A 10,442-nucleotide genomic window follows, 5' to 3' on the forward strand; every position below is an offset into this window, starting at 1 on the left:
GACGCGGCCAGGCCGCCACCGGGAACCGGTGGCGGCCTGGATTCGAAGCTGGCCGGCTGCCGTTGCGATAAGCACCGCCGTACGGCCCGCCGGGAGCGGGAGGGCCCGGATCAGGCGTCGGCGCCTGCGCGGCTCCGGCTGAGGAAGCGGGTGGCGGCATAGGCGCCGCCGCCTGCGACCAGGACGAAGGCCAGGATCAGGGCGGGGGCGATGCCGCCCTGATCGCCGGTGGCCGAGACCTTGGCGGCGTTCAGTTCAGCCGTCTTGGTGCCGGCCGTCTTGGCGCCGGAGGGCTGAGCGGCGGCCTTGGGAGCGGGCTTGGACTCAGTCCTGGGCTCGGCGGCCTTGGGAGCAGCCTTGGGAGCGGGCTTGGACTCGGTCCTGGGCTCGACGGCCTTGGGCTGGGTCAGCATGACCGGCTCGGCGGGGTCGGTGTCCTTGACCGACCAGGCGCCGGTGGAGAAGGGCTTGGGGTGGTTCTTGGTGCCGACGCCCTTGCCCCACTTGGTGATGACGTAGTCGACCTTGATGTGGCCCTTGCCCCCGTTGCCCTGCACGGTCAGGCTGTCGGAGTCGAAGGTGCCGCCGGTGAGGTCGGCGAAGGTCTTGGCGTCCAGGTCGAGCATGATGCCGCGGTTGGAGGGCACGCCCGGGCCGCGGTCGCCGACGAAGAAGGGGGCCTTCTTGCCCTTGTAGAGGACGTAGCCCTCGGTCAGCAGCGGCCAGGACGGGGAGGCGGCCAGGCCCTTCTGCATGGGCTTGCCGGAGGCGGGCAGGCCGGTGTCGCCGTTGCGGCCGGAGCCGTCGTCCCAGTAGTAGGAGGCGGTGGTGGCGCCCTTGAGCATGACCTTCTGCCCGGTGTCGGTGTCCGCGTGCGCGGTGCCGGCGGTGGCCATGCTCAGTCCGGCGGTCAGGGCCAGGCCCAGGGCGGTGGTGAGGGTGGCGTTCAGCAGGCGGGTGCGAGCGGAGAAGGTCACGAAGGCGGCTCCTTTGTACGGCGGCAGGACTCCGGCGGTACACCCCCGGAAGGGGCGGGATGCCGGTGAAGGCCCTGCGGTAGCGGCCTTCGACATCCAGTAAGCCGTCCGGGCGTAGCGGGAGAAGTGCGTCGGAGGTGCCGTACGGTTGCCGCTCCCGGAGAAAGCTCAGCCCCCCTGTCCGGCGGGGATCCCCGCCTCCGGCCGGAGGGAGAAGGAGGCCGGGTCAGGCGACGTTCCGCCAGGGGGCGGTCTGGAGGAGGTCGTCGATCTGGTGGGCGTCGGCCGGGGGGGAGAACAGGTAGCCCTGCGCCAGCGGGCAGCCCATCTGCTGCAGCAGCACGGCTTGTTCGGGGGTTTCCACGCCCTCGACGATGGTCTGCAGGTGCAAACTGGCCGACAGCTCCAAGATGGCCTTGGTGAAGGCGCGGGTCTGGGCGTGGTCGGCGGCGGTGGGCGGGGTGGTGAAGGAACGGTCGATTTTGAGGATGTCGACCGGCAGGGTGCGCAGGTAGGCCAGGGAGGAGTAGCCGGTGCCGAAGTCGTCCAGGGCGATGCGCACGCCGTGGGCGCGCAGGCGGCTGAGCACGCCGGTCAGGCGGCTGGTCTCGGCCGGGGTGGTGGCCAGCAGCATGCTTTCGGTGATCTCCAGGATGAGGGCGTGTTCGGGCAGGCGGTGGCGGGCCAGGGTCTCCAGCACGGCGTGGGCGAAGGCGGGTTCGCGTAGTTGGCGGCCGGAGATGTTGACGGTGACGGCCAGGCCGTGCTCGGTGTGCCAGCGGGCGGCGTCGGCGCAGGCCTGCTGCAGTGCCCACAGGCCGATGTCGACGATGAGGCCGGTGTCTTCGGCGATGGGGATGAAGACGTCGGGGGGGATGGGCCGGCCGGTGGCCGGTTGCCAGCGCAGCAGGGCTTCGACGGCGTGGATGCGGCCGGTGCGCAGGTCGACGACGGGCTGGTAGGCCAGGGACAGCTCGCCGCGGGCTTGGGCGTGGCGCAGGCCGTTGCTCAGGCGGGTGTGTTCCAGGCGGGCGGTGCGCAGGGCGGTGTCGAAGACGGTGGTCTGGTTTTTGCCGGCGGCTTTGGCGGCGTACAGGGCCAGGTCGGCGTCGCGCAGGGCTTCGGCGGGGGTGGCCACGGGCACTTCGGCCAGGATGCCGATGCTGGTGGTGAGGTGGATTTCGTGGGGGCCGAGCCGGTAGGGGGCGGCCAGGGCGGTGCGGATGGCGTCGGCGGTGTGCTGGGCGGTGGGGGTGTCGGTGGCGGGCATGAGCAGGGCGAATTCGTCGCCGCCGAGGCGGGCCAGGGTGTGGCCGGGGCGGGTCAGGGCGCGCAGGCGGTGGGCGACGTCGATGATGAGGTCGTCGCCGATGGGGTGGCCGAAGCTGTCGTTGACGTCTTTGAAGTCGTCGAGGTCGAGCAGCAGCAGGGCGGGCGGGGTGGCGGGTGCCGTGTCCTGATCCGCGCCCTGACTGTGGCCCTGGCCCTGGCTGTGGCTGTGGCTGTGGCCCTCGCCCTGGCTGTGGGTGTGGGTGTGGGTGTGGGTGTGGTTTTGGTGCTGATTGAGGGCGCGGTGCAGGGCCTGGCCGAGCAGGGTGCGGTTGGCCAGGCCGGTGAGGGGGTCGTGGGAGGCGCGGTGCGACAGGCTGCGCTGCAGGAGTTCCTGGGTGTGCAGGGCGGTGGACAGTTCGTGGGTCTGGCGGGTGAGTTGCTCGGTTTGGCGGTCCAGGGCGGCGGCGTGGGTTTCGGCCAGGCGGGCGACGGTGTTCAGGCGCAGGACCAGCAGCACCGCCAGCACCACCGTCAACCCCATGAGCATCAAGTCGTCGTAGGGCTGCTCGACCGGGTCGACGTCCAGCAGGAACCGGCCGACGCCGGAGAGCGTCGGGCTGAGCAGCGCCAGGATCAGGAACGTCGTCACCCGGCCCCGACGGGAGGCGTCGGGGACCGGTGTCCGGTCCCCGACGTGGGTGAGGCTCCCGACGTGGGTGAGGCTCCCGACGTGGGTGAGGCTGACGTGGGCGAGGCTGGGGTGCAGCGCGGCGGCGCCGATCAGGACCGACCAGGCCAGCCAGCCGACCGTCGTGACAGAGCCCGTCCCGATCTGCCCCGGCCCCGACTGGCTCGTCGCCAGGTCGAGCAGGTAGGAGCCGTCGGCGACGAACACGGCGACGTAGGACGCGGCCAGCAGGACCATCCACGGCGGCCGGCCGCTGTCGAGGAGCAGCCGCACGACCAGGCCCACAACGAACAGGTCCATGAGAGGGAACACCAGCGCGAACACGAGCTCCGAGCCGGTGTAGGCGCCCCGGTCGATCACCGGGTCGATGAGGAAGGTCCAGAAGGGCATGGCCACGCCGACGGTGACGATGCCCGCGTCCAGCAGGCCCACCCAGCGGGAAGCCCCGACCCTGCTCCCGAGCAGGACCAGGGCGGCCAGCAGCAGGCCGTACGAGCCCAGGGTCCCGATCTGGTAGACGGTGAACAGGACCTGGCTCTGCAGCCAGACCCAGCCGACCGACCAGCCCAGCGCGTTCGAGCACCAGGCCAGGACCACGCCCGCGCCGATCAGCCGCCACGGCCACAGCCGGCCCAGGTCGTGCCGGCGGATCCCGACGATGACGGCCACGGACGCCGCTCCCTGCGCGAACGTCCACAGGAGAGCGTCCGCGAGGACGGAGACGGAGGCGACGACCGGGCCGGAGAGGGCCATCAGGCCGCCCAGGACGAGGAACACCAGCCAGCCGTACGGCCCGCGCGCGGTGCGGGGTCCGACGGCCGGGGTCACTCCGGGGGCTGTCTGGCTCATCTTCTTCTCTTGGTGGGCCTCGGGCGATGGGACGTCGGAGATGGGAATCGACCGGAGCGGGCACGCCCGGAAAGACACCCCGCCGTGTTCCGCTCGCCGTACGGTTCCGGCCGCCTGGTCACTACCGCCTCACAAATCGTCAGTAAAGGGACGAACTTGACCAAAAGCCGGTCGGGGTCGCCGGACAGCCGGGGTCCGGCGGTCCCGCCAGGGATGATCCCCGGAAACGAGCACGCCAAATAATGCTCAAAAGCCCGAAACGGCATCGTTTTGCGAATGAGAGGGGCCGGGAGGGTACGGGCCGCCGGACGTTCTCCGGCCGAGGCCGGGATGCGCGCGGGCGCGGGCTGGAGCCCGTCTCAGGGCGTGTCCGCCCCGCTCGCCTCACCCGAACCGCTCGTTCCGCCCGGCCGCAGCATGCGGCGCAGTTCGGCCAGGGCGTCCTCGTTCGGCGAGGCCGCCTCGCGGTTGGCGGCCTGGAGCTCGCGGAAGATCTCCTCGCGGTGCACGGGCACGGACCGCGGGGCGCGAATGCCGATACGGACCACGTCTCCGCGCACGTCGAGCACGGTGACGACGACGTCGTCACCGATCATCAGACTCTCCCCCGAGCGACGGGTCAGCACCAGCAACGTCCAGCTCCTTTTGTCTGGGGGGACGTACCGGCAGCCTAACCGACGTCAGGCGGATACCAGAGGAGCCCGTACCGGAAGGTCGGAACCCGTGAGCACCGTCTGGATGGCCCGGCGGCTGCCGGTGTCCACCACGATGGGCGCCAGCAGGTTGGCCGTCGCCTCGGTGATGGAGCCCGGCGCGGTGACGACCAGCAGGACGAGCAGGTTCGAGACGTCGGTGACGCCGAGCATCCCCAGGGTCTCGTCGTCGATCTCGGGCTCGTAGTCCGGGAAGAACGGGTTCGGCGAGATCACCAGGAAGCGCAGGTTCTCGTCGTCCAGGGAGCGCAGGGAGAACAGCACGCCGTCGTCGTCCATCCGGACGAGGACGAAGCGGCGATTTCCCGCGAAACCGGGCATCGGGCAGACGAGCTCGATCGTCGGCACCTCGTCGGTGTTCGCGCTCGCCGGGCTCGCGGCTTCTGCGTTCATCGGGCGGTCCTTAAGAGAGATCATTTCAGGAAGTCCACGAGTGAGGGCTGAACCACCTTGGCCGTCGCCGCGAGCGCCGCCTGGTAGGCGGTCTGCTGCAGGGTCAGCTCGGTGATGGTCTGGGGCAGGTCGATGTCTTCGATGTCGGACAGCTGGCTCTTGAGCGTCACGATCCGGGCGTCGGCCGCGTCACGCATCTGGGCCACGCGATTGTAACGAGCACCGACGTCGGCGACCTCGGTCTGCATGCTTTTGATGGTCGTGTCGAGCCGGCCGATGTCGCTGCCGAGGGCGGACGGGTTGTTCCTGAGGTTGTCGGCGATGTCGGTCAGCACCTTGAAGAGCTGGGTGTTCCCGGAGCCGAAGACCTTCTCGCCGTCGGAGTTGACGGGGATCTTGGTGTTGTCACCGACCCTGCGCAACACCTCGCCGCCCTGCCCGGTGTAGACGCCGTTGCTGGTGTACGCCGACGCGCCGGACGCGGCGCCGGCGAAGACGGGCCGGCCCAGGTAGGTGGAGTTGGCGACGCTGATCAGCGAGTCACGGATGTGCTCGACCTCGGTGGCCAGTGCGCTGCGCGCACCCACCGAGCCGCCCGCGCCGGAGGACATGCCCTGCAGCACCAGGTCCCTGGCTCGGTTCACCTGACTGTTCGCACTGGTCAGCGCGGTGTCGATGGTGCCCAGCCAGCCCATCCCGTCGTCGACGTTGCGGATGAACTGCTCCTGCGCGCGAATCTCGCTGCGCAGCGACAGGGCCGACGTCGTGCCGGGGGGCGAGTCCGACGGCCGGGAGAGCTGCTTGCCTCCCGAGAGCCGGTTCTGGACGTCGCCCAGCCGCGAGATGTTGCCCTGCAGGTTGTTGAGCACCCGAGTGGAGATGGAGCGCTCGGTCACGCGCATGTAGCTCATGTCATCAGCCCCGGATCATGCCGAAGAGGGAGTCGAAAGTGCTGTCGATCGTCGAGATCATCTTCGTCGCGGCCTGGTAGGCGCGCTGGTAGAGGATCATGTTCGCCATCTCCTCGTCGAGGCTGACGCCTGACTGGGCGACGCGCTGCGCATCGTTGTTCTGCGTGACGACGTTCTGGATGGCCGTCCGCCGCTGCGCCGCCTGGGAGTCGACGCCCAGGCCGGTCACCGTCTGCCGGTAGAAGCGGTCGGGACCGCCTTCGACGTTGGAGAGGCCCGCCAGGACGTCGGCGTTCTTCTCGTCGTAATTGCCCTTGGGCGGAATCGGCAGCCCGGTCACCGGGTCGGTCGTGGCGGGAGGCAGGGACGAGGCCGCCACCTGCCTCGGACTGGTGAGACCCACCTTGATCGTCGAAGCGTTGATCACGGTGCCGGTCGTGGCGGTGAAGAAGTCCTTGCCGGCGACCCCGTCGAGGTCGTAGCCCTTGACGTGCTGGGGGTTGACCGTCGAGGCCAGCTTCGCCGCAACCTCGTCCAGCTTGGCGGCGTAGTCGGGCAGGACCTTGTTGAGCGACTGCAGCGACGAGGCGATCTGGCCGGAGGTGACGGTGGCTTCGGCGTCGGGGTTCGTCCACCGCAGTGCGACGGAGTTGTTCGGGTCGGCCATCACGCCCCGCATCGTGCTAGCGCCGGCGACCGTCAGTTCCCGGGCAGTCGTCCCGTCGACCAGCTTGGTGCCGCCGAGGGAGACCTCCATGGAGCCGTTGGCGAGAATCTTGGAGGTCGCGCCGGTGAGTTCGGACAGGCGCAGCGCGAGGAGGTCGCGTTTGTCCTGCAGCTCGCTGGCGGGCAGGCCGGCCGCGGTGGCACGCACGATCGCGCCGTTGAGCTGGGCCACGCCATCGGTCGCGGTGTTGAGCTCGTCCACCATGGAGCCGAGCTGGTCGCGCGTGCTGGTCCACAGGGAGTCGAGCGCGTCGCTGGCGGAACGCAGGCCGTCGGCGACGGTGCCGCCCTCCTGCATGAGCTGGGCACGGGCCGCCAGGTCGTCCGGGCGGTTGGCCACGTCGCCCCAGGCCGCCCAGTAGTCGGAGAGCTGGGACTGGATGCCGGTGTCGCTGGGCTCGGCGAAGACCTCCTCGACGCGGGCGTAGATCTCCTCCTGCCCGGACATGTAGGCGAACTTGGCGTGCTCGATCTGCCCGCGCGCCTCCAGGAACTCGTCGCGCAGCCGCGTGACGCCGGCGGCGGTGACGCCGTTGCCGAGGCCGTCGGTGACGGAGTACATCGAAGGGGTCACCGTGCCGCCCACGGAGTTCAGCTCGACCCGCTGGCGGGTGTAGCCCTCGGTGTTGGCGTTGGCGATGTTCTGCCCGTTGACGTCGAGTGCCTGCCGCTGGGCGTACAGGCCGCTGAGCGCGGTGGAGATTCCGGAGAAGGTGCTCAATTACATCGCCTCATTGACAAGTCGTGAGGAACGGCTGGCGCCGACGGTCTCGCCGGTGCGCCCGTAGGTCGTCACGGAACCGGTGACGTCCATCAGGGCCTCGTGCACGGCCCTGGCCCCCGCGGTGAGGAGCTCCTTGTTGAGCTCGGCCATCGCGGTGATCTCCGCGGTGATCTTCAGGAACGCGATCCGGTGCTGCTGGAACAGCTCGCTCCAGGGCGCGTCGGTGGCCGCGGCGAGCGCCTGCAGGCTGGGCGCGGGCGGCAGTCCGAGTTCGGCGGCCACGGCGTCGACCTGGGCCGCGCGGAGGATCTCGGTCTTGCGGATCTGCTCCAGCACCATCTCCACCTCGCGGGTGGCATGCGGCAGCCAGCGGGTCTTGCCTGCGGCCAGTACGAGTTGCTCCTCCTCGAGCTTGAACAGCAGCAGATCCATCATCTCCCGGATCCGCCACAGGGTGCTCGACAGATCGGCCAAGCTCATCCGTCCCGCCTTCTCAGTCGTCGGTACGCCTCACGGCGCGCTTCATCTGCTCCCTTCGGCAGCGGGTTCTCCGGCCTGAGGACTTCCCGCGCTCGCGCCTAGAACATGACTCGGTGTGCTCGCTCCATGACGAGAAGTCATTTTTAGCAACCGTACGGCAACCGAAAGCAACCGGTTCCTACCTCTTTGTGACGGTTTTCTAGTTCATGTCGGCACGAACGGGGCGCCGACGAGGACCTTCCCGCACTTCGAAAGGGCCGCTTGTGAGCATCCAGGGCACCACTGCTGTAAGCCGCGACATCGACACCCTTGTCCGCGAGCACCTGCCCCTCGTCGGACACATCGTCCGCGAGACGCTCATGCGCGTTCCCTCGCACGTCAACCGCGACGACCTCACCTCCGCCGGCCTGGCCGCCCTGGCCGCCGCGGCGCACTCGTTCGACCCGGAGCGGGGCACCCCGTTCGGCCGCTTCGCCGCCGTCCGCATCCGCGGCGCCCTCGTCGACGAGCTGCGCGGCCTGGACTGGGCCAGCCGCTCGGTGCGCAGCCGCGCCCGCCAGCTCGACACGGTCCGCCAGGAGCTCAGCGGCGCGCTGGGCCGCACGCCCACCAACCGCGAGCTCGCCGGCGCCCTGGGCGTCGCCGAGGAAGAGGTCGACTCCATCGAGGAGGACGTCCAGCGCGCCGTCGTGCTGAGCCTGCAGGGCTTCGCCCCCGGCACCGCCGAGGACATGGTCCAGGAGCAGACCGCCGGCCCCGAGGAGATGCTGCTGCACCGCGAGCGTCTCGGCTACCTCACCCACGCCGTCGAGGCCCTGCCCGAGCGCCTGCGCCTGGTCGTCACCCGCTACTTCCTCGAGGAGCGCCCGATGGCCGAGATCGCCGCCGAGCTCGGCGTGACCGAGTCGCGCGTCTCCCAGCTCCGCGCCGAGGCCCTGGTCCTGCTGCGCGACGGCATGAACTCCCAGCTCGCCCCCGAGATGGTCGAGGCCCCGCAGCGCCCCGACGGCTGCGTCGCCAAGCGCCGCGCCGCCTACTACGCCGAGATCTCCGCCAAGGGCGACCTGCGCAGCCGCCTGGCCCTGACCGACGCCATCGGCGCCCCGGTCGCCCGCGTCGCCTGAGCCTTCGGCGCACTCCAGCACCTCCCGTACGGCCTGCCTCACGCCCCGAGAACGCCTGCCGTACAGGGCCTTCCGGCCACGGCTGGAAGAAGTCTGAGAAAAACCGCTGGGATCTCTCAGCACATCCCGGTCGCCGCCGATAGGAGGGGCAGACCGGGCCACGGATGGACCGGCATGACCCCGTCAAGGAGGAAATCACCATGGGTCTGCGTATCAACCAGAACATCGCCGCGATGAACTCGTACCGGAACCTGTCGGTCAACGACAACTCGATGTCGAAGTCGCTGGAGAAGCTTTCCAGTGGTTTCCGCATCAACCGGGCGGCGGACGACGCTGCGGGCCTGTCCATCAGCGAGGGCCTGCGCGCCCAGACCGGTGGCCTGAAGGTCGCCGTTCGCAACGCGCAGGACGGTGTGTCGGTCGTGCAGACCGCTGAAGGTGCGCTCACCGAGACGCACTCCATCCTTCAGCGCATGCGTGACCTGGCTGTCCAGGCCGCCAACGGCGGTTCCCAGGACACCAAGGCGCAGGAGGCGGCGAACAAGGAGTTCCAGGCTCTCAAGACCGAGCTGGACCGGATCTCCGACACCACCGCCTTCGGCAGCCAGAAGCTGCTGGACGGTTCCTACAACGGCACCTTCCAGGTCGGCTCCAACGGCAACGAGGCCGCCGAGCGCATCAGTGTGGCCATCACCAACCAGGACGCGGCCACCCTGGGCGTGGGCACCTCCAAGCTGTGGACCACCGCCGAGACCATCGCGCAGAACGTCACCAACGCTCAGGCTGCGATCGAGTCGCTCGACACCGCCATCCAGACGGTGTCGGACACCCGCGCCGGTCTCGGTGCCATCCAGAACCGGTTCGAGCACACGATCAACAACCTGAACGTGTCCATCGAGAACCTGTCGGCCTCGGAGTCGCGCGTCCGTGACACCGACATGGCCCAGGAGATGGTGAGCTTCACCCGCAACCAGATCCTGACCCAGGCCGGCACCTCCATGCTGGCCCAGGCCAACCAGGCGCCGCAGTCCGTGCTGAAGCTCCTGGGCTAATCCCGCCCCCGGGCGCCTGACCGGCGTCCCGTAGGCGAACGGCACCCGCGAAGGGCGGCCGGCGTACCCCGCCGGCCGCCCTTCCGCTTTCCCGCCCGCCGTACGGCAACGGACCGCACCGTACGGAAGGACCGCGGAAGGATCAGAGCGGTCCGGTCCGTAACAAATCCCAGAAAAACCGCTGGGATCCCTCAGCATCCCCACCCTTCTCCCGATGAGAGGGGCAGACCGGGCCATGGATGGACCGGCATGACCCCGTCAAGGAGGAAATCACCATGGGTCTGCGTATTAACCAGAACATCGCCGCGATGAACTCGTACCGGAACCTGTCGGTCAACGACAACTCGATGTCGAAGTCGCTGGAGAAGCTTTCCAGTGGTTTCCGCATCAACCGGGCGGCGGACGACGCTGCGGGCCTGTCCATCAGCGAGGGCCTGCGCGCCCAGACCGGTGGCCTGAAGGTCGCCGTTCGCAACGCGCAGGACGGTGTGTCGGTCGTGCAGACCGCTGAAGGTGCGCTCACCGAGACGCAC

10 protein-coding genes are annotated in these 10,442 nt (G+C 69.5%); 3 read left to right on the forward strand and 7 right to left on the reverse strand.

The features are described from left to right. Nucleotides 1-110: 110 nt before the first annotated feature. From HS041_RS39050 to HS041_RS37345, 7 genes are all read right to left on the reverse strand, one after another. Nucleotides 111-977 (reverse strand): RAD23 family protein, encoded by an 867-nt coding sequence (locus HS041_RS39050; protein WP_230880377.1) that lies wholly within the window; start codon nucleotides 975-977, stop codon nucleotides 111-113. Between the two features lie 226 nt (nucleotides 978-1,203). After that, nucleotides 1,204-3,786: a putative bifunctional diguanylate cyclase/phosphodiesterase gene (locus tag HS041_RS37320; protein WP_196445646.1), complete on the reverse strand. Its 2,583-nt coding sequence runs from the start codon at nucleotides 3,784-3,786 to the stop codon at nucleotides 1,204-1,206. A 359-nt stretch (nucleotides 3,787-4,145) separates the two neighbouring features. Next, nucleotides 4,146-4,412, reverse strand: a complete 267-nt coding sequence (csrA, locus tag HS041_RS39670) for a carbon storage regulator CsrA (protein WP_501224841.1) — start codon at nucleotides 4,410-4,412, stop codon at nucleotides 4,146-4,148. A 54-nt stretch (nucleotides 4,413-4,466) separates the two neighbouring features. Then, a complete protein-coding gene (fliW, locus tag HS041_RS37330) occupies nucleotides 4,467-4,892 on the reverse strand; it encodes a flagellar assembly protein FliW (protein WP_196445648.1) in 426 nt (141 codons plus the stop codon). A gap of 20 nt (nucleotides 4,893-4,912) precedes the next feature. After that, complete coding sequence (flgL, locus tag HS041_RS37335; protein WP_196445649.1) at nucleotides 4,913-5,803, reverse strand: flagellar hook-associated protein FlgL; 891 nt, start codon at nucleotides 5,801-5,803, stop codon at nucleotides 4,913-4,915. Nucleotides 5,804-5,807: 4 nt separating this feature from the next. Next, nucleotides 5,808-7,250: a flagellar hook-associated protein FlgK gene (flgK, locus tag HS041_RS37340; RefSeq protein ID WP_196445650.1), complete on the reverse strand. Its 1,443-nt coding sequence runs from the start codon at nucleotides 7,248-7,250 to the stop codon at nucleotides 5,808-5,810. Further along, nucleotides 7,251-7,733, reverse strand: coding sequence for a flagellar protein FlgN (locus HS041_RS37345; protein ID WP_196445651.1), 483 nt, complete (start codon nucleotides 7,731-7,733; stop codon nucleotides 7,251-7,253). A gap of 263 nt (nucleotides 7,734-7,996) precedes the next feature. Between HS041_RS37345 and HS041_RS37350 the strand changes: the two genes are divergently transcribed. The 3 genes from HS041_RS37350 to HS041_RS37360 all read left to right on the forward strand — a co-directional run. Further along, on the forward strand, nucleotides 7,997-8,857 hold the full coding sequence (locus tag HS041_RS37350) for a sigma-70 family RNA polymerase sigma factor (RefSeq protein WP_196445652.1): 861 nt from the start codon (nucleotides 7,997-7,999) through the stop codon (nucleotides 8,855-8,857). 200 nt (nucleotides 8,858-9,057) lie between these two features. Further along, nucleotides 9,058-9,909 carry a flagellin N-terminal helical domain-containing protein gene (locus tag HS041_RS37355; RefSeq protein ID WP_196445653.1) on the forward strand — a complete coding sequence of 284 codons (852 nt, stop codon included), beginning with the start codon at nucleotides 9,058-9,060 and terminating at the stop codon, nucleotides 9,907-9,909. Between the two features lie 239 nt (nucleotides 9,910-10,148). Beyond that, nucleotides 10,149-10,442: flagellin N-terminal helical domain-containing protein (locus HS041_RS37360; protein ID WP_501224840.1), on the forward strand; the 294-nt coding region annotated here is incomplete at its 3' end.

Source organism: Planomonospora sp. ID67723, from assembly GCF_015711605.1.
Lineage (GTDB): Bacteria > Actinomycetota > Actinomycetes > Streptosporangiales > Streptosporangiaceae > Planomonospora_A.